The 18,117-nt window shown below is 68.8% G+C and carries 15 protein-coding genes; 10 read left to right on the top strand and 5 right to left on the bottom strand.

Annotation, left to right across the window (positions count from 1 at the left end; translation table 11 throughout):
- Positions 1–31: 31 nt before the first annotated feature.
- Positions 32–1,519: a M1 family metallopeptidase gene (locus tag ABT115_RS10640; RefSeq protein ID WP_351786515.1), complete on the bottom strand. Its 1,488-nt coding sequence runs from the start codon at positions 1,517–1,519 to the stop codon at positions 32–34.
- A gap of 387 nt (positions 1,520–1,906) precedes the next feature.
- On the opposite strand from ABT115_RS10640, the gene ABT115_RS10635 reads away from it, so the two are divergent.
- Positions 1,907–3,544 (top strand): ABC-F family ATP-binding cassette domain-containing protein, encoded by a 1,638-nt coding sequence (locus ABT115_RS10635; protein WP_351786512.1) that lies wholly within the window; start codon positions 1,907–1,909, stop codon positions 3,542–3,544.
- A gap of 96 nt (positions 3,545–3,640) precedes the next feature.
- Here the strand turns inward: ABT115_RS10635 and ABT115_RS10630 are convergent, their stop codons facing one another.
- Both ABT115_RS10630 and ABT115_RS10625 read right to left on the bottom strand, forming a co-directional pair.
- Positions 3,641–6,046, bottom strand: a complete 2,406-nt coding sequence (locus ABT115_RS10630; protein ID WP_351786509.1) for a Tex family protein — start codon at positions 6,044–6,046, stop codon at positions 3,641–3,643.
- Positions 6,047–6,444: 398 nt separating this feature from the next.
- The gene (locus tag ABT115_RS10625) at positions 6,445–7,203 is read right to left on the bottom strand and encodes an enoyl-CoA hydratase/isomerase family protein (RefSeq protein ID WP_351786506.1); all 759 of its coding nucleotides are present in this window, start codon (positions 7,201–7,203) and stop codon (positions 6,445–6,447) included.
- An 80-nt stretch (positions 7,204–7,283) separates the two neighbouring features.
- On the opposite strand from ABT115_RS10625, the gene ABT115_RS10620 reads away from it, so the two are divergent.
- Positions 7,284–7,907: an HdeD family acid-resistance protein gene (locus ABT115_RS10620; RefSeq protein WP_351786502.1), complete on the top strand. Its 624-nt coding sequence runs from the start codon at positions 7,284–7,286 to the stop codon at positions 7,905–7,907.
- A 134-nt stretch (positions 7,908–8,041) separates the two neighbouring features.
- Positions 8,042–8,497 carry an ATP-binding protein gene (locus tag ABT115_RS10615; protein WP_351786499.1) on the top strand — a complete coding sequence of 152 codons (456 nt, stop codon included), beginning with the start codon at positions 8,042–8,044 and terminating at the stop codon, positions 8,495–8,497.
- Between the two features lie 39 nt (positions 8,498–8,536).
- Here the strand turns inward: ABT115_RS10615 and idi are convergent, their stop codons facing one another.
- Complete coding sequence (gene idi, locus ABT115_RS10610) at positions 8,537–9,127, bottom strand: isopentenyl-diphosphate Delta-isomerase (RefSeq protein ID WP_351786496.1); 591 nt, start codon at positions 9,125–9,127, stop codon at positions 8,537–8,539.
- A gap of 193 nt (positions 9,128–9,320) precedes the next feature.
- A complete protein-coding gene (locus tag ABT115_RS10605) occupies positions 9,321–10,262 on the bottom strand; it encodes a cation diffusion facilitator family transporter (protein WP_351786494.1) in 942 nt (313 codons plus the stop codon).
- A gap of 653 nt (positions 10,263–10,915) precedes the next feature.
- Between ABT115_RS10605 and ABT115_RS10595 the strand changes: the two genes are divergently transcribed.
- The 7 genes from ABT115_RS10595 to ABT115_RS10565 all read left to right on the top strand — a co-directional run bounded on the left by ABT115_RS10595 (position 10,916) and on the right by ABT115_RS10565 (position 17,950).
- Positions 10,916–12,700, top strand: coding sequence for a DUF5941 domain-containing protein (locus ABT115_RS10595; RefSeq protein ID WP_351786492.1), 1,785 nt, complete (start codon positions 10,916–10,918; stop codon positions 12,698–12,700).
- Positions 12,697–13,449 carry a phosphocholine cytidylyltransferase family protein gene (locus tag ABT115_RS10590; protein ID WP_351786490.1) on the top strand — a complete coding sequence of 251 codons (753 nt, stop codon included), beginning with the start codon at positions 12,697–12,699 and terminating at the stop codon, positions 13,447–13,449. The genes ABT115_RS10595 and ABT115_RS10590 overlap by 4 nt, the downstream gene beginning before the upstream one ends.
- Entirely contained in the window at positions 13,437–14,498 is a 1,062-nt protein-coding gene (locus ABT115_RS10585) for an iron-containing alcohol dehydrogenase family protein (RefSeq protein ID WP_351786487.1), read from the top strand. The genes ABT115_RS10590 and ABT115_RS10585 overlap by 13 nt, the downstream gene beginning before the upstream one ends.
- Positions 14,476–15,255 (top strand): CDP-alcohol phosphatidyltransferase family protein, encoded by a 780-nt coding sequence (locus tag ABT115_RS10580; protein ID WP_266355806.1) that lies wholly within the window; start codon positions 14,476–14,478, stop codon positions 15,253–15,255. The genes ABT115_RS10585 and ABT115_RS10580 overlap by 23 nt, the downstream gene beginning before the upstream one ends.
- A gap of 8 nt (positions 15,256–15,263) precedes the next feature.
- Entirely contained in the window at positions 15,264–16,136 is an 873-nt protein-coding gene (locus tag ABT115_RS10575; RefSeq protein ID WP_351786649.1) for a glycosyltransferase family 2 protein, read from the top strand.
- A gap of 106 nt (positions 16,137–16,242) precedes the next feature.
- Positions 16,243–17,172, top strand: a complete 930-nt coding sequence (locus ABT115_RS10570; protein ID WP_351786483.1) for an ABC transporter permease — start codon at positions 16,243–16,245, stop codon at positions 17,170–17,172.
- Positions 17,165–17,950, top strand: coding sequence for an ABC transporter ATP-binding protein (locus tag ABT115_RS10565; RefSeq protein ID WP_351786480.1), 786 nt, complete (start codon positions 17,165–17,167; stop codon positions 17,948–17,950). Before ABT115_RS10570 ends, ABT115_RS10565 begins: the two co-directional genes overlap by 8 nt.
- Positions 17,951–18,117 lie beyond the last annotated feature (167 nt).

The following is an 18,117-nucleotide window of genomic DNA, read 5'->3' as shown; positions in this document are numbered from 1 at the left end:
GCGACGGTGCCAGGACCCGGTCCGCTGACTGTCAGCGGTGGTCGTGAATCGTGTTCGTGGCCGCGATCTGCTGCCATGAGGCGGGCTGTGCGGGCTTCGTGGTCGCCCGCAAAGAGCGCGCCATAGCCGGGGCCTGAGGGCGCGTCGGCTGGTACAGCCAGGTGTCGAAGAAGTCGGCGAGAGGCTGGCCCGAGACCCGTTCCGCGTACGTCACGAAGTCCCCCACGCTCGCGTTCCCGTAGGAATGCTCGGCCGGCCAGCCCTTCAGCAGCTCGAAGAACGTCTCGTCGCCCACCTTGTTGCGCAGTGCCTGGATCGCCAACGCCCCCCGGTCGTAGACGGCCGCGTCGAATTGGTTGTCAGGGCCCGGGTCGCCCGGCTTCACCGTCCAGAAGGCGTCGTCCGCCGGATGCTGGGCGTAGGTGTAGTCCGCCAGCTCCTGCGCGGTGCCCTCGCCTTCCTTCTCCGACCACAGCCACTGGCTGTAGCGGGCAAAGCCCTCGTTGATCCAGATGTCCTTCCAGCCCTTGACGGACACGCTGTCGCCGTACCACTGGTGCGCCAGCTCATGGACGACGACCGAGACGTTCGCACCGTTCGCGAACTGCCTCGGGCTGTAGAACGGTCTGGTCTGTGTCTCCAGCGCGAACCCGCTGGTCACATTGGGGGAGTAGCCGCCGAGCGCGTCGAAGGGGTACGGCCCGAAGACTTCCGTCAGCCACTCGGCGACCTCGGTGGTCCGCTCGATGCTGGCGCGTGCCGCACCGCCGTTGGCGCCGAGATCCCTGCTGTACGCGTTGACGACCGGCAGCCCGTCCGACGTGGTGTCAGTGGTGATGTCGAATTTGCCGATGGCCAGCGTCGTCAGATATGTCGCCTGCGGCTTGGTGGAGCGCCAGTTGAAGCGGGTCCAGCCGAGCTTCGAACTCTGCGACTGGAGCACGCCGTTGCTGATCGCCTGGGTGCCGTCGGGCACGGACACCGAGATGTCGTACGTGGCCTTGTCCAGCGGGTGGTCGTTGCTGGGGAACCACCACACGGCCGATTCCGGTTCCTGCGCGGCCACCGCGCCGTCCGGCGTACGGACCCAGGAGGTCCAGCCGTTGATCTTCGCCTCCGACGGCTTTCCGGCGTACCGCACGACCACCGAGACAGCCTTACCCTTGGCCAGCGCCGCCGCCGGGGTGATTTCGAGCTCCTGCTCGCCGCTCCTGGCGTAGGTGGCCTTCTTGCCGTTCACCCGCACCTCGGAGACGTCCAGCCCGAAGTCGAGGTTGAAACGGGAGAGTTCCTGGGTGGTCGTGGCGAGGATCGTCGCCGTACCCTCCAGCAGGTCGGTCGCGGGCTGATACTTCAGCCGCAGGTCGTAGTGGGAAACGTCGTAGCCGCCGTTGCCGCTGGCCGAGTAGTAGGGGTCGCCGATGCCCGGGGCGCCCGCGGTGCCTTCGGCGGCCGAGGCCGGGATCGCCAGCAGCAGGGAGGCCGCGAGTGCGCTCGGGACGATTAATCTGCGGTGCACGAATGCTCCAAGTCGTCAGGGGCGATGATCTTTCGAACGTCACGTCGACACTATTCAGCGACTGCCACATCAGTCGTGTCCATGACCATAGCTGTCGCGCGATCGCTATTGGGCCGACATGGCACACAGCGTGCGATACGTCATGGGCACGGGCCGGATCACCACCGGTCTCCACAAGGACCAGGGCCCTGGGTCGAGTCCTCCGGCCCATCGAGCCCGCAGGACGACTGACGGCGCTCGCCGCCCGACCGCAAAGCTCCCGTCCGAGCGGCGGCTCGGCGATCCGGTCTCCCCAACTGCCCGCACCCGCGTCCGCGCCCGCTCTGCGAACCGTGACCGGCCGGGCTGCTCCGCCCTCCCCAGCCGCCGATTAGGATCGACACCCTGATGACTGCCACTCTCGTCGCCAAAGACCTCGCCGCCGGACACGGCGACCGCACACTCTTCGCCGGACTCGACCTCGTTGTCGCGCCCGGTGATGTGATCGGTCTCGTCGGAGTCAACGGCGCCGGTAAATCGTCCCTGCTCCGGTTGCTCGCCGGGCTCGACCGGCCGGAGGAGGGCGAGCTGCGGCTTTCCCCGCCCACCGCCACTGTCGGTCACCTCCCGCAAGAGCCGGAGCGGCGTCCGCGGGAGACCGTGCGCGAGTTCCTGGCCCGCCGTACCGGCGTCGCCGATGCCCAGTCCGCGATGGACACCGCCACGCAGGCCCTCGTCGACGGGGCGCCGGGCGCGGACGACGCGTACTCCGAGACGCTGGAGCGCTGGCTGGCGCTCGGCGGCGCGGACCTGGACGAGCGCGCCGAGGAGGTCGCCGCCGACCTCGGACTGACCGTCGGCCTCGACCTGCCGATGACCGCACTCTCCGGAGGCCAGGCCGCCCGCGCGGGCCTGGCTTCCCTCCTGCTCTCCCGCTACGACATCTTCCTGCTCGACGAGCCCACCAACGACCTCGACCTGGACGGCCTGGAGCGGCTGGAGCGCTACGTCTCCGGGCTGCGTGCAGGCACGGTCGTCATCAGCCACGACCGCGAATTCCTGATGCGTACGGTCACCAAGGTCCTCGAACTGGACCTGGCCCAGCAGCAGATCAATCTGTACGGCGGTGGATACGCGGCCTATCTGGAAGAGCGCGAGCGGGCTCGCAGGCATGCCCGCGAGGAGTTCGAGGAGTACGCCGACAAGCGCTCCGCCCTCGAAGGCCGCGCGCAGATGCAGCGCGGCTGGATGGACAAAGGTGTCAGGAACGCCCGCCGCAAGGCCACCGACAACGACAAGATCGGCCGCAAGTTCCGCAGTGAGTCGAGCGAGAAGCAGGCAGCGAAGGCCCGACAGACCCAGCGCCTGATCGAACGGCTTGAGGTGGTGGACGAGCCGCGCAAGGAGTGGGAACTGCGGATGGAGATCGCCGCCGCACCTCGCTCCGGCTCGGTCGTGGCCACGTTGCGCGAAGCACAGGTTGTTCGCGGCGACTTCAGTTTCGGCCCGGCATCCCTGCAGATCGACTGGGCGGACCGGGTGGCCATCACCGGCGCCAACGGAGCGGGTAAGTCCACCCTCCTCGCCGCACTCCTGGGCCGCATCCCCCTGGATGCCGGGCACGCGACTCTGGGCTCGGGCGTGGTGGTCGGCGAGGTCGACCAGGCGCGCAAGCTGTTCCACGGCTCGGAGTCGCTACTGGAGGCGTTCTGCGCGGCCGTGCCCGACACCGAACCGGCCGAAGTCCGCACGCTGCTCGCCAAGTTCGGCCTGCGCGCGGACCACGTGATACGTCCCGCGACCACGCTCTCGCCCGGCGAACGCACCAGGGCGGCACTCGCCCTGCTCCAGGGCCGGGGCGTCAACCTCCTCGTCCTCGACGAGCCGACGAACCACCTCGATCTGCCCGCGATCGAGCAGCTGGAGTCGGCGCTGGACTCGTACACGGGGACGTTGTTGCTCGTCACGCATGACCGCCGAATGCTGGAAGCGGTAAGGACGACGCGGCGCGTCGAGGTGGTGGGCGGCAAGGTGACGGAGATGTGAGGGGCTTCTCGGACATCTCCAGCCCGTCTGGTATGGGAGGGGGTGGGGAGGGGACGGCCCCGCGCAATGGAGCGCACCCCGCCCCACCCCCCGGCGTCAGCCCCTCTTACCGCCCTGCTTCGGATCCGCCAGCCCGGCCCGCCGCAACGCATCCGCCATCGCACTGTTCACCGGCGCCGGTGCCGGACGGGCAGAACCGCCCCCACCGCCGCCGCGCCGCTCACGGCCCTGACCGCCCTGCCCCTGCCCCTGCCGCTGCCGCGGCGGCCGGCCACCCTGACCGCCCCGCTCCCGCCTGGGCCCGTCGCCCGGGCCCGCCGTCCCGTCCGACGCCTCGTCGTCCAGCCGCAGCGTCAGCGAGATCCGCTTCCGCGGGATGTCGACATCCATGACCTTGACCTTCACGATGTCGCCCGGCTTCACGACGTCTCTCGGGTCCTTCACGAAGGTGCGCGACATCGCCGACACATGCACCAGGCCGTCCTGATGCACACCGATGTCCACGAACGCACCGAACGCTGCGACATTGGTCACGACACCCTCCAGCACCATCCCGGAGGCCAGATCGCCGATCTTCTCGACGCCCTCCTTGAAGGTGGCCGTCTTGAATGCGGGCCGCGGGTCACGCCCCGGCTTCTCCAATTCCTTCAGGATGTCGGTGACGGTCGGCAGACCGAACTTCTCGTCCACGAAGTCGTCGGCCCGCAGCGACCGCAGCACAGCCGTGTTGCCGATCAGCGAGGCGACATCACCGGCTGTCCGCTTCGCCATCGCCCGCACCACCGGGTATGCCTCCGGGTGCACGCTCGACGCGTCCAGCGGATCGTCGCCCCGGATGCGCAGGAAGCCCGCGCACTGCTCGTATGCCTTCGGACCCAGCCGCGCCACATCCTTGAGCGCCTTGCGGGACCGGAACGGCCCGTTCGCATCACGGTGCGCGACGATGTTCTCGGCGAGACCCGAGCCGATTCCCGAGACGCGTGAAAGCAGCGGCGCCGACGCGGTGTTGACGTCGACACCGACACCGTTCACACAGTCCTCGACGACCGCGTCCAGCGAGCGCGACAGCTTTACCTCGGACAGGTCGTGCTGGTACTGGCCGACTCCGATCGACTTCGGGTCGATCTTCACCAGCTCCGCGAGGGGGTCCTGCAGGCGTCGCGCGATCGAGACGGCGCCGCGCAACGACACGTCCATGTCGGGGAGTTCCTGCGAGGCGAAGGCCGAGGCCGAGTACACCGATGCACCCGCCTCCGAAACCACCACCTTGGTCAGCTTCAACTCGGGGTTCTTGTCGATGAGTTCACCGGCGAGCTTGTCGGTCTCGCGGGACGCCGTACCGTTGCCGATCGCGATCAGGTCGACCTCGTGGGCCTTCGCCAGCTGTTCCAGTCTGGCCAGCGACTGGTCCCACTTGTTCGCCGGGACGTGCGGGTGGATGACATCTGTCGCGACGACCTTGCCGGTCGCGTCGACGACGGCGACCTTCACACCCGTACGGAAGCCGGGGTCGAGCCCCAGCGTGGCCCGCGTCCCGGCCGGTGCGGCAAGCAGTAGATCCCGCAGGTTCGACGCGAAGACGCGTACCGCCTCGTCCTCCGCAGCCGTACGCAGCCGCAGCCGCAGATCGATCCCGAGATGCACCAGGATCCGGGTCCGCCAGGCCCAACGCACGGTGTCGCCAAGCCACTTGTCGCCGGGGCGGCCGCGGTCGCTGACTCCGAAGCGCCGGGCGACCATGTTCTCGTACGTCGAAGGGCCGGGCGCCTCGGAGGGCTCTTCCGGCTCCAGGACCAGGTCGAGCACCTCCTCCTTCTCGCCCCGCAGCATCGCGAGCACCCGGTGCGAGGGCAGCGCGGTGAACGGCTCCGCGAAGTCGAAGTAGTCGGCGAACTTCGCCCCCGACTCCTCCTTGCCGTCCCGCACCCTGGCGGCCAGCCGCCCGCGCGACCACATACGCTCACGCAGCTCACCGATCAGATCGGCGTCCTCCGAGAACCGCTCGGTGAGGATGGCGCGGGCCCCCTCCAGCGCGGCCGCGCCGTCCGCGACGCCCTTGTCGGCGGCGACGAAGGCGGCGGCAGCGGCGAGCGGATCCACCGACGGGTCGCCGAGCAGGCCGTCGGCGAGCGGTTCGAGCCCCGCCTCCCTGGCGATCTGCGCCTTCGTGCGCCGCTTGGGCTTGAACGGCAGATAGATGTCCTCAAGGCGCGCCTTGGTGTCGGCGGCCCGGATCTGCGCCTCCAGCGCCTCGTCCAGCTTGCCCTGCTCGCGGACCGAGTCGAGGATCGCCGTACGACGGTCCTCCAGCTCCCGCAGATACCGCAGCCGCTCCTCGAGCGTGCGCAGCTGCGCGTCGTCGAGCATCTCGGTCGCTTCCTTGCGGTAGCGCGCGATGAACGGCACGGTCGACCCGCCGTCGAGCAGCTCGACGGCTGCCTTCACCTGCCGCTCGCGTACGCCGAGCTCCTCGGCGATCCTGCCTTCGATGGACGTCGTCACGGTTCTACCGACTCGCCTTCTCGTGCTGGCTGTACTGGCTGTGCTTACGGCCTCACCCAGGCCGATACCGGGGCGGAACCCTTCGCCTGCATTGTGCCGGGTGGTCGGGTGCCGTGTCGCCCGGCCACCCCACTTGTCAGCCTCTCAGCCCTTCGAGCCCCCCATACCCGAGCGACGCTCAATCCGTACGAGAGGGGGCATGGCAGGAAAGGTGGGCTTTTCGTCATTGCAGTCATGAATCCGGTTGCCCAGGATGGCAGACATGACGCAGCGATCCGTACTCGTCGTCCTCTTCGACGGTGTTCAGAGCCTCGATGTGACCGGCCCGGTGGAGGTGCGGCACTGGTCGAGAAGTTCCGCACCAAGAACCGCTTCGTCCGCCAGTAGCCGCAAAGGCGTCACGGCCCCGTCATCCAGGTGAAGCGCGGTGCGCGCCGCTCCAAGAACGCGGCGACACCCTCCGCGGTGTCGCCGCTGTGCCGCGCCTGCTCGGCCCAGTACGCGTCCCGGTCCTCGCGCCCCGTGGCGAACTCTTTCGCCGCCGCCTGGGTCAGCTGCGAGCGTGCCGCCAGGGTCCGGACGTACGAATCGACCCGCTTGTCCAGCTCGCCGGCCGCCAGCACCTCGTCCACCAGGCCGGTCCGCAGCGCCCGCGCGGTGTCGATCAGCTCGCCGGAGAACAGCAGATGCTTCGCGGCAGCCGGCCCGACCAGCGACACCAGCCGCCGGGTCGACGACGCGGGGTACACGATCCCCAGCTTGGCCGGTGTCACGCCGAACGACGCACCCTCCTCGGCGAACCGCAGATCGCAGGCGGCCGCGAGTTGGCTGCCGCCGCCCACGCAGTAGCCGCGGACCGCCGCCACCGTCGGCCTGGGGAACGCGGCCAGCGCCTCCTCGGCCGCTACGGCGAGCGCCTGCGGATCGCGCGCCGTATCCCGAAGCGAGGAGATATCCGCACCGGCACAGAAAGTGTCCCCGGCGCCCGTCAGCACCAGCACCCGGACCGCTGGGTCGGCGGCCAGTCGCTCCAGCAGACCGGGCAGCGCGTTCCACATGGCGGCCGTCATCGCATTGCGTTTGGCGGGGTTGCTGATGACGACGGTGGCGATACCGTCCGCGACGGTGTGCTCCAGCCGGGGTTCCGTACGGTCCATGCGTCGGATGCTATCCGTATGGTTCGAACCTATGATCAAGAAGGGGTCGTCGAACAGGCACGCACCGTGAGGAGCTTCCCGTGGCCGATCCCGCAGTCGAGGGCAAGAAACTGAGGCGCAGTTTCGGCTGGCTGACGCTGCTCGGCGCCCTTCTTGTCGTGGCTGGTCTGGTCGGCCTTGTCTACACCGGCGTCGCAACGCTCACCTCGATGCTCCTCTTCGGCTGGCTGCTACTGATCGGCGGTCTCGTCGGGCTGCTCCACGCCATCGAGTCCCGCGGTTCCGACTACTTCTGGCTGGCAGTCGTGGTGGCCGCGCTGAACATCGCCGCCGGAGTCGTCGTCATCCGCCATCCGCACGGCACGGCCGAGACGCTGACGATGTTCGCCGCGCTGCTCTTCCTGACCGGCGGGGTGTTTCGGCTGGTGGGCAGCGTCGTGGTGCAGGGCCCACAGTTCGGCTGGACGCTGCTGCAAGGCGCCTTCGGCCTGCTCTTGGGGCTGCTGGTGCTCTTCGACTGGCCACACAGCAGCCTCTACGTACTCGGCCTCTTCTTCTCGCTGGCGCTGCTCTTCGACGGGCTCGGCCTGATCGCAATGGGGGTCGGCGGCCGCCGCATCGTCTCCGTGGTCTCGGATCAGCGGGTGACCGGAGAACTGCCGGACACGCCTTGGGGAGAGGGGCAGAACCGGTCCAAGGGCTGATGCCTTCGTGCATTGCCGGTCAAAATCTGCCGATAGAAGTCGACTTATGTTCAGTAGCACGGTCCGGACCAATTGCGCCCCGCACTCTGTACTCGACGTGCAGTCACCACCGAGTCGAGAGCGGGTACCGGACTATGGAGAGCCGCGGGAGTGTCCACGCCCGGCCCGTGTCGTACGAGGGAGTCTGGCGGTTCACCGCCCCGGCCGTGGACGTCTCCGTACCGCAGGCCAGGCGCGCCGTACGCGACCTGCTGAACCGCCAGGGCGTGCCGATGGGCGACGACATCGCCGAGGGCCTGCTGCTCATCGTTTCCGAGCTGGTCACCAATGCCGTGAAGCATGCCGCGCTGCTCTCGCCGGAGCTCGCCGTCGAGGTGGCCGTCGGCGCCGAATGGATCAGGGTGTCCGTCGAGGACAACCATCCCTACCGTCCGACAGCCCTGGAGACGGACTGCGCGCAGACCGGCGGCCGCGGCCTGCTGCTGGTCCGGGAGATCACCCGGGAAGCGGGCGGCGCCTGCGATGTGGAACACACCGCAGGCGGCGGAAAAATCATCTGGGCGGCGCTGCCGCTGAGCCGGCAGCCCTGACCACCCCTGCCGGCTGCGACACCCGGTGCCGTCGGCCCGCTACCAGCCGGCGGACGGTCCGGTCAGCTCCCTGATCGCCGGCCGTGCGGCATCCAGCACCGTCATGAACCAGGCCGAGAACGGCGTCCTGGCATGACGCTCGGCCAGCTCGTCGGCCGTCACGAACGAGGTCTCGCCGACTTCCTCCGGGTCCGGGTGCAGCTGGTCCTGCGCCATTCCCACGAAGAGATGGTTGAACTCCTGCTCCACCAGACCGGAGGCCGGGTCGGGGTGGTTGTAGCGGACCGTGCCTGCCTCGGCGAGCAGGGAGGGCGAGGCACCCAGCTCCTCGTACGTACGCCGGGCGGCGGCGGCGAAGGGCGCCTCACCCGGGTAGGGGTGCCCGCAGCAGGTGTTCGACCAGACACCGGGGGAGTGATACTTGCCGAGCGCGCGGCGCTGCAGCAGCAGCCTGCCCTGCTGGTCGAAGAGGAATACGGAGAAGGCCCGGTGCAGTTGACCGGGCGGCTGATGGGCGGCGAGCTTCTCCGCCGTACCGATGGTGGTGCCGTTCTCATCGACCAGTTCGAGCATGATCGCTTCTGCTGTGCCGTTCGAGCTGTTCGCCGCGGTGGCTGGTGTGGTCGGCATACCCATCCTTCGCTATGGTCCCGGCCCCGTGCGCCGGTCCCGTCAAGTCTGCTCAAGTCTGCCGTACAAAAGCCGCTTGTCCGCACTTCGGGTTCTGGCATGTCCGGCCCGGCCGCACCACGGGGCACGGCGGGGCCGGACGGCACGTCAGACGCCGAAAGCCGCCGGGTACCGGATCGTGCCCTGCGGCCGTTCAGTGGCAGAGCCTGGCCTCGTGCTCGGCATGACCGCTCGGTTCCAGCTGGAATGTGCAGTGCTCCACGTCGAAGTGGACACCGAGGCAGCCCTGCAGTTCATGGAGGAGCTTCTCGTGACCGATCGAGTCGAGCATGTCCTGGCGCACCACCACATGGGCGGAGAGCACCGGCATCCCCGACGTGATCGTCCAGGCATGCAGGTCATGGACGTCCAGCACCCCGGGCAGGGCGGTGATGTGGGCCCGTACCTCACCCATGTCGACGCCCTTGGGCGCCGCCTCCAGCAGTACATTGAGCGTCTCTTTGAGCAGCTTCACGGTACGGGGGACGATCATCAGGCCGATCACCAGCGAGGCGATCGGGTCGGCGGCCTGCCATCCCGTGGCCAGGATGATTCCCGCCGAGATCAGCACGGCGAACGAGCCGAGCGTGTCCGCGAGAACCTCCAGATAGGCGCCGCGCACATTGAGGCTGTCCTTCTGCCCGCGGAGCAGCAGCGACAGGGAGACCATGTTGGCGACCATGCCGACCAGGGCGAAAGCGATCGTCAGTCCGCCCCTGGTCTCGGCCGGGGTGATGAAGCGCTGGATCGCCTCGAAGAGCAGGAAGCCGCCCACACCGAGCAGCAGCAGACAGTTGGCCAGGGCGGCGAGGATCTCGGCGCGGGCGAAGCCGAAGGTGCGGTTGAGTCCGGCCGGCCGGTTGGCGAAGTGGATCGCCAACAGCGCCATGCCCAGGCCCAGAGCGTCGGTCGCCATATGAGCTGCGTCGGCGATCAGGGCGAGCGAGTCGGCCAGAAGCCCGCCGACGATCTCCGTGACCATCACGGTGAGTGTGATGCACAGCGCGATCCGTAGCCGTCCTTTGTATGCGGCAGCTGCCGTGCCGGTGGGCGGCGGCCCGCCGTGTGTCTGCCCGTGGTCGTGCCCTGCCCCCATGGGGACGCCTCCCGGTCGTCTCGCGGACTCGGACGCGATCTGCCCGAGCACTGCCAGTGAACTACGGGTGGGGGGTATCGGGCAACACGGCACTGAACACCGTTGTCATATGCTCTGACCTGCGGAAATGGCTGCAGGTCAGAGCTGCGGGCCGATCGCTTACGGCTCGGTTGACGCGTGTCTCGGGGTGGTGCAGGTGGCAGGTGAGCGGCACACGGTCGGCGGCCGGGCCCCGGATCAGCGGGACTCCGGCAGGGAGCCGCTCGACGACACCGGCCGAGTGGTCGTCGACGACGACCACCCGCTCACCGGCACCCACCATCAACCGCGCTGCGTGTGTACCGATATGCCCCGCTCTGCATGTGATCAGCCATTTCATCCGGATGGGCCCAGGAATATGCCATCGTGTTTTGTCAGCCGAGGCGAGGATCGACGATGATGATCGCGGGCGGCGCAGCATGATGCCGGTCCACCCCGAACGGACCACAAACGGGCCGTGAACTCCCGCTTCCGTTCATCCGATAGCCTCTGCCGACGTGCCACCGGCCCGTTTCCGGGCCGCACTGTCGCGCGCCGACCCCGTCAGCACCAAGGAGTGAGTTCGTCTGTCGACCGCCATCCTCACCGGTGCACCGGTACCCGGATCGTCGCTCGTGGACGATCTGCGGTCACTGGGCTTCGACGTACAGATCGCCGCCGACGTGACCGAGGCCGCACGGCTGCTCTCGGACGTCCCCGCCGACCGACGCGTCGCACTGGTCGACCCTCGTTTCGTAGGCCATGTCCATGCCCTTAGGCTCGGGCTGACCGACCCGCGCTTTCCCGCCGCCACCGTGCCCGGTGCGCTCACCGCGCAGCCGGAGGCGCGCCACGCGCTCGTCCGCGCCCTGAGCAACACCGCCGCGGCCATCGGCGAGGGCGTCCCGAACGGCCCGGGCACGACCACGGCGACGGTCACCGACCGCACCGTGCCGGGCCGCCTCGCCGTCACCATGGACGCCGAAGGCACCGCTGTGCAGCGCCCCGAGCTCGGCTCGCTGTTGGCAGCTGTTCCGGTCGACGAGTCCGAGCGCACCACCGCGCAGAGCGCTGTCGCCGCGGTCGACGACGAAGCAGTCCGGCTGCGCAGCGCCGTGAAGGCCCGCGACGGCTTCTTCACCACGTTCTTCATCAGCCCCTACTCCCGCTACATCGCCCGCTGGTGCGCCCGCCGCGGTCTCACGCCGAACCAGGTCACCACCGCGTCCCTGCTCACCGCGCTGATCGCGGCGGGCAGCGCGGCGACCGGCACCCGGGGCGGCTACATCGCCGCCGGACTGCTGCTGCTCTTCTCCTTCGTCCTGGACTGCACCGACGGGCAGCTCGCCCGCTACTCGCTGCAGTACTCGACGATGGGCGCCTGGCTGGACGCCACCTTCGACCGGGCCAAGGAGTACGCGTACTACGCGGGCCTCGCGCTCGGCGCCGCCCGCGGCGGTGACGACGTCTGGGCACTGGCCCTCGGCGCGATGGTGCTCCAGTCCTGCCGCCATGTCATCGACTTCTCGTTCAACGAGGCGAACCATGACGCGGTGGCCAATTCGAGCCCCACGGCAGCTCTCTCCGACAAGCTCGACAGCGTCGGCTGGACGGTCTGGCTGCGCCGGATGATAGTGCTGCCGATCGGCGAGCGCTGGGCGATGATCGCGGTGCTGACCGCGGTCACCACCCCCCGGATCGTCTTCTACGCCCTGCTCATCGGCTGCGCCTTCGCGGCCTGCTACACCACCGCGGGCCGCCTGCTGCGCTCGCTGACTCGCAAGGCGGAGCGCACCGACCGCGCCGGCCGGGCACTCGCGGACCTGGCCGACTCCGGACCGATCGCCCAGTTCGTCGCCGCGGTCGGGCGCCGGCTCGGGGGCAGTTGGAGCCCCCCGGTCACGGCCCTGCTCGCCGGGGCGCTCATGATCGCCTCCGCGCTCTCGCAGCCCTTCGGCAGCTGGCACACCATCCTGGCCGCGGTGGTCTACGCGATGTTTTCCGGCATGGCCGTGGCCCGCCCCCTCAAGGGTGCCCTCGACTGGCTCGTACCCCCGATATTCAGGGCGGCGGAGTACTGCACCGTCCTCGTTCTCGCCGCCCGCAGCGATGTCCCGGGAGCCCTTCCCGCAGCCTTCGGGCTGGTCTCGGCCGTCGCCTACCATCACTACGACACGGTGTACCGCATTCGCGGCGGCACCGGCGCGCCGCCCCAGTGGCTGGTACGCACGATCGGTGGGCACGAGGGCCGCACCCTGGTGGTGGCCGTACTCGCCGCCGTACTCACTCAGCATTCCGCGTTCACCACGGCACTCACCGCTCTCGCGGTGGCTGTGGCACTGGTGGTGCTCGTGGAGTCGATCCGCTTCTGGGTGTCCTCCGGAGCACCTGCCGTACACGACGAAGGAGAACCCGCATGATCGGCCTCGTACTGGCAGCCGGTGCAGGACGGCGTCTGCGTCCCTACACCGACACGCTTCCGAAGGCTCTCGTGCCTGTGGGCCCTGAACAGGACGGTGCCACGAAGACGGTCCTGGATCTCACGCTGGCCAACTTCGCGGAGATCGGCCTCACCGAGGTCGCCGTCGTCGTCGGCTACCGCAAGGAAGCCGTGTACGACCGCAAGGCCGAGCTCGAGGCGAAGTACGGCGTGACCCTCACCCTGATCGACAACGACAAGGCCGAGGAGTGGAACAACGCCTACTCGCTGTGGTGCGCCCGTGACGTCCTGACGCGCGGCGTCATCCTGGCCAACGGCGACACAGTCCACCCCGTCTCCGTCGAGAAGACCCTGCTTGCCGCCCGCGGCAACGGCCAGAAGATCATCCTCGCCGTCGACACGGTGAAACACCTCGCCGACGAAGAGATGAAGGTCATCACCGAAGGCGACAAGGGTGTGCGACGCATCACCAAGCTGATGGACCCGGCCACCGCGACCGGCGAGTACATCGGCGTCACCCTCATCGAGCCGGACGCCGCCGCGGAGCTCGCCGACGCCCTGAAGGCGACGTTTGAACGCGACCCCGACCTCTACTACGAGGACGGCTACCAGGAGCTCGTGAACCGCGGCTTCACCATCGACGTGGCCCCCATCGGCGAAGTGTCTTGGGTCGAGATCGACAACCACGACGACCTCGCGAAGGGCCGTGAGATCGCGTGCCAGTACTGACCCGGCTCATCCCGTCCCCGGTCGTCGTCGACATCCGCCGCGGCGCCCTGGACGATCTGGCCGGCCTCCTCGCCGACCAGCGGATCTCCGCCTCCGGCAAGCTCGCCGTCGCGATCAGCGACGGTTCGGGGCGCGCCCTGCGCGAGCGGCTGGCCCCCGCGCTGCCCGGCGCCCACTGGTACCCGGTCACCGATGGAACCCTCGACTCGGCCGTCAAGCTTGCCGACGACATCAAGGGCAACCGGTACGACGCCGTGGTCGGCCTCGGCGGCGGCAAGATCGTCGACGTGGCGAAGTACGCCGCGGCGCGTGTCGGCCTGCCCATGGTCGCGGTAGCGACGAACCTCGCCCACGACGGTCTCTGCTCGCCGGTCGCGACACTGGACAACGACAACGGCCGGGGCTCCTACGGAGTCCCCACCCCGATCGCCGTCGTCATCGACCTCGACGTCGTCCGCGAGGCACCGGCCCGCTTCGTGCGCTCCGGCATCGGCGACGCGGTCTCCAACATCTCCTGCGTGGCCGACTGGGAACTCGCCCACGAGGTCAAGGGCGAAGAGATCGACGGACTCGCCGCGGCCATGGCCCGGCAAGCCGGCGAGGCGGTGCTGCGCCACCCCGGCGGGGTCGGCGACGACGCCTTCCTCAAGGTGCTGGCCGAGGGCCTCGTGCTGACCGGTATCTCGATGTCGGTCGCCGGGGACTCCCGGCCGGCCTCGGGCGCCTGCCACGAGATCAACCACGCCTTCGATCTGCTGTACCCCAAGCGTGCGGCGAGCCACGGCGAGCAGGTCGGCCTCGGCGCCTGCTTCGCCATGCATCTGCGCGGCGCGCGCGAGGACTCGCTGCTCATGGCGGTCACCCTGCGCCGCCACGGTCTGCCCGTCCTGCCCGAAGACATCGGCTTCACCGCCGACGAGTTCGTCCAGGCCGTCGCCTACGCCCCGCAGACCCGCCCGGGACGTTTCACGATCCTGGAACACCTCAACCTGTCCACCGACCAGATCAGGGACGCGTACGCCGACTATGCAAAAGCCATCCATAGCTGAACTCCGTCCGGTCGTGCACCCTCCGGGTGTGAAGGACCGGCGCAGCGGCGAACACTGGGCGGGTCGGCTCTACATGCGCGAGATCTCCCTGCGCGTGGACCGGCACCTGGTGAACACCAAGGTCACGCCCAACCAGCTGACCTACGTGATGACCGTCGCGGGCGTGCTCGCCGCGCCGGCGCTGCTCGTTCCCGGCATTCCCGGCGCGCTGCTCGGCGTCCTCATGGTCCAGCTCTACCTGCTGCTCGACTGCGTCGACGGTGAGGTGGCCCGCTGGAAGAAGCAGTTCTCCCTGGGCGGGGTCTACCTGGACCGGGTCGGCGCCTATCTCTGCGACGCGGCCGTACTGGTCGGCTTCGGCCTGCGCGCCGCCGACCTGTGGGGCTCCGGACGGATCGACTGGCTGTGGGCCTTCCTGGGCACTCTCGCGGCGCTCGGCGCCATCCTGATCAAGGCCGAGACCGACCTCGTCGGCGTCGCACGCCACCAGGGCGGTCTGCCGCCTGTCAAGGAGGCCGCCTCCGAGCCGCGCTCGTCCGGCATGGCGCTCGCCCGCCGGGCCGCCGGTGCGCTCAAGTTCCACCGGCTGATCCTCGGCGTCGAGGCGTCACTGGTGATCCTGGTGGCGGCCGTCCTCGATGCGGTCAGGGACGATCTGTTCTTCAGCCGTCTCATGGTCGCGGTACTGGCCGGCATCGCCCTGCTGCAGACCTTGCTGCACCTCGTGTCGATTCTGGCGTCGAGCAGGCTGAAGTGAGCACCTCCATGAAGCTCGGCGCGGTCATCATCACGATGGGCAACCGCCCCGCAGAGCTGCGCGCCCTCCTCGATTCGGTCGCCAAGCAGGACGGCGACCGAATCGAGGTGGTGGTCGTCGGCAACGGCGCCCCGGTACCGGACGTTCCTGCGGGTGTTCGCACCGTCGAGCTGCCGGAGAACCTCGGCATTCCGGGCGGCCGCAACGTCGGGATCGAGGCATTCGGCCCGTCCGGCGCCGATGTGGACGCGCTGCTCTTCCTCGACGACGACGGACTGCTGCCGCTCAGCGACACCGCCGAGCTGTGCCGGCAGGCGTTCGAGTCCGATCCCGAGCTGGGCATCATCAGCTTCCGTATCGCCGACCCCGACACCGGCGTCACCCAGCGCCGCCACGTGCCGCGGCTGCGGGCCTCCGATCCGATGCGCTCCTCGCGCGTGACGACCTTCCTCGGCGGCGCCAACGCCGTACGCAGCAAGGTCATCGCCGAGGTCGGGCCGCTGCCGAGCCAGTTCTTCTACGCGCACGAGGAGACCGATCTCGCCTGGCGGGCACTGGACGCCGGCTGGATGATCGACTACCGCGCGGACATGGTTCTCAACCACCCGACGACCGCTCCGTCGCGGCACGCGGTGTACCACCGCATGGTGGCCCGCAACCGGGTCTGGCTGGCCCGGCGAAATCTGCCCGCGCCGCTGGTTCCCGTCTACCTCGGCGTGTGGCTGCTGCTGACCCTGCTGCGCAAGCCCTCCGGCCCGGCCCTCAAGGCATGGTTCGGCGGCTTCCGGGAAGGCTGGTCCACGCCGTGCGGAACGCGCCGTCCGATGAGGTGGCGCACGGTATGGCGGCTGACCAGACTCGGCCGACCTCCCGTGATCTGAGAAGCTCTCCTCTGAGAGCATGAGACGTATTTTTCTCTACGGGACCCGTCCGCTCCGAGCCGCGCCCGCGACTGGCTGCGCATCTTGAATACGAGAGTTTCATCTGGTGAGTGACACAACCCATGATGGTGCGGTCGCACTGAGCACCCCACCATCCGCCGACGACGGCCTGAGCTCGGCCGAACTGGCCGCCAAGTACGGCCTGACGGTGAGCGGCGCCCGGCCAGGGCTCTTCGAGTACATCCGGCAGCTCTGGGGCCGCCGCCACTTCATCATGGCGTTCTCCAAAGCGAAGCTGACCGCCCAGTACAGCCAGGCGAAGCTCGGCCAGCTGTGGCAGGTGGCCACGCCGCTGCTCAACGCCCTGGTCTACTACCTGATCTTCGGGCTGATCCTGGGGACCAGGAGGGGGATGACCCAGGATGTCTTCATCCCGTTCCTGGTGACCGGTGTCTTTGTCTTCACCTTCACCCAGAGCTCGGTGATGGCGGGTGTGCGGGCCATCTCCGGGAACCTCGGACTGGTCAGGGCGCTGCACTTCCCGCGCGCCTCGCTGCCCATCTCGTTCTCGCTGCAGCAGCTCCAGCAGCTGCTGTTCTCGATGATCGTGCTCGCGGCCGTGGCCGTGGCCTTCGGCAGCTATCCGGATGCCTCCTGGCTGCTGATCATCCCGGCGCTGGCGATGCAGTTCCTCTTCAACACCGGCCTGGCGTTGATCATGGCCAGGCTCGGCAGCAAGACCCCCGACCTCGCCCAGCTGATGCCGTTCGTCATGCGGACGTGGATGTACGCGTCGGGCGTGATGTTCTCCATCCCGGTGATGCTCGAGGACAAGCCGGACTGGATCGCCAATGTGCTCCAGTACAACCCGGCGGCCATCTACATGGACCTGGTCCGCTTCGCGTTGATCGACGGCTACGGCTCGGAGAACCTGCCGGCGCACGTCTGGATCGTGGCGCTCGCCTGGGCGGTCCTCGTCGGCGCCGTGGGCTTTGTGTACTTCTGGAAGGCAGAGGAACGGTACGGCCGTGGCTGACGACAACACTTCGGGACGTGTCCCCACCGTCATCGCCGATGATGTGCACATCGTGTACCGGGTCAATGGCGCCGGTGGAGGGAAGGGGAGCGCCACCGCGGCGCTGAGCCGGATATTGCGCCGTGGCAAGGGCGAGTCGCGCGGTGTGCGGAAGGTGCATGCCGTTCGCGGCGTCTCCTTCACCGCCTACCGCGGCGAGGCCATCGGCCTCATCGGGACCAACGGCTCCGGCAAGTCGACCCTGCTGCGGGCCATCGCCGGTCTGCTGCCGACCGAGCACGGCAAGGTGTACACGGACGGCCAGCCGTCGCTGCTCGGCGTGAACGCGGCGCTGATGAGCGATCTGACGGGCGAGCGCAACGTGGTGCTCGGCGGTCTCGCGATGGGTATGTCGCGCGAGGAGATCCGCGAGCGTTACCAGGGCATCGTGGACTTCTCCGGCATCAATGAGAAGGGCGACTTCATCACGCTGCCGATGCGGACGTACTCCTCCGGTATGGCTGCCCGGCTGCGTTTCTCCATCGCCGCCGCGAAGAACCACGACGTCCTCATGATCGACGAGGCGCTGGCGACCGGTGACCGCAAGTTCCAGATCCGCTCGGAGAAGCGCATCAGGGAGCTCCGCAAGGAAGCGGGCACCGTCTTCCTGGTCAGCCACAGCAACAAGTCCATCAGGGACACCTGCGACCGGGTGCTCTGGCTGGAAAAGGGCGAACTGCTGATGGACGGTCCGACCGGCGAGGTCCTGAAGGCGTATGAGCGCGAGACCGGGAAATAGTCGCTTCCGGGCCCCGTGACACCGAGGCGGCCTCCACTGGAGAGTTCCGGCGGAGGCCGCCTCGGTGTCCGGATCGTGGACTCCCTGCGGGGCCCACCACCCCGGGCGGTACGCCCCGCACGAGATCTCCTCCCGTCGGATGACGTCAATTTCCTTGCGCACGGGGA

The sequence above is a fragment of the Streptomyces sp. NPDC001832 genome, from assembly GCF_040297265.1.
Lineage (GTDB): Bacteria > Actinomycetota > Actinomycetes > Streptomycetales > Streptomycetaceae > Streptomyces.
Note: the sequence above shows the minus strand (reverse complement) of the source record. Positions and strands in the feature narration are given on the sequence as shown.

Coding starts and splice junctions, on each gene's coding strand:
- ABT115_RS10635 (WP_351786512.1), top strand. CDS start 1,907: ATGACTGCCACTCTCGTCGCCAAAGACCTCGCCGCCGGACACGGCGAC.
- ABT115_RS10625 (WP_351786506.1), bottom strand. CDS start 7,203: ATGGACCGTACGGAACCCCGGCTGGAGCACACCGTCGCGGACGGTATC.
- ABT115_RS10615 (WP_351786499.1), top strand. CDS start 8,042: ATGGAGAGCCGCGGGAGTGTCCACGCCCGGCCCGTGTCGTACGAGGGA.
- idi (WP_351786496.1), bottom strand. CDS start 9,127: ATGCCGACCACACCAGCCACCGCGGCGAACAGCTCGAACGGCACAGCA.
- ABT115_RS10605 (WP_351786494.1), bottom strand. CDS start 10,262: ATGGGGGCAGGGCACGACCACGGGCAGACACACGGCGGGCCGCCGCCC.
- ABT115_RS10590 (WP_351786490.1), top strand. CDS start 12,697: ATGATCGGCCTCGTACTGGCAGCCGGTGCAGGACGGCGTCTGCGTCCC.
- ABT115_RS10580 (WP_266355806.1), top strand. CDS start 14,476: ATGCAAAAGCCATCCATAGCTGAACTCCGTCCGGTCGTGCACCCTCCG.
- ABT115_RS10575 (WP_351786649.1), top strand. CDS start 15,264: ATGAAGCTCGGCGCGGTCATCATCACGATGGGCAACCGCCCCGCAGAG.